This window comes from Penaeicola halotolerans (assembly GCF_016464625.1).
In the GTDB taxonomy this organism is placed as follows: Bacteria; Bacteroidota; Bacteroidia; order Cytophagales; family Cyclobacteriaceae; genus Penaeicola; species Penaeicola halotolerans.
This window is the reverse complement of record NZ_JAEAGO010000038.1, coordinates 1-292: the sequence shown is the minus strand read 5'-3', so window position 1 is coordinate 292 and position 292 is coordinate 1. Positions and strand designations below refer to the sequence as shown.

Below are 292 nucleotides of genomic sequence, written 5' to 3'. Positions count from 1 at the left end.
AGCTTCCCCATCTCTCAGAGGTGTAGTCATCGGCACTAAATTGTTCTCTAGACCTAAAAAGCATAAGAATCTTAGAGCTAAGTCTAAGAAAGAAGTGGAAGTACTTAAGGCTAAATATGGTAAAGACCTAATAGCAGTAAGAGCTCAAATGATTAAGAAAATGGTAACACTACTTGAGGGTAAAGTTTCACAAGGAGTCAAGCACAAGTTTGGTGATGAAATCATCAGCAAAGGCGTGAAGTTTACCGCTAAAGATATAGAAGAGAATCTCTTCCCTCCAAAGAACGTCTAC

The 292-nt window shown here is 38.7% G+C and carries 1 protein-coding gene; it reads left to right on the top strand.

Going from position 1 to position 292, the window contains the following annotated elements; genetic code table 11:
* On the top strand, positions 1 to 292 hold a 292-nt coding region (locus I5349_RS13670), incomplete at both ends, for a hypothetical protein (RefSeq protein WP_226391340.1).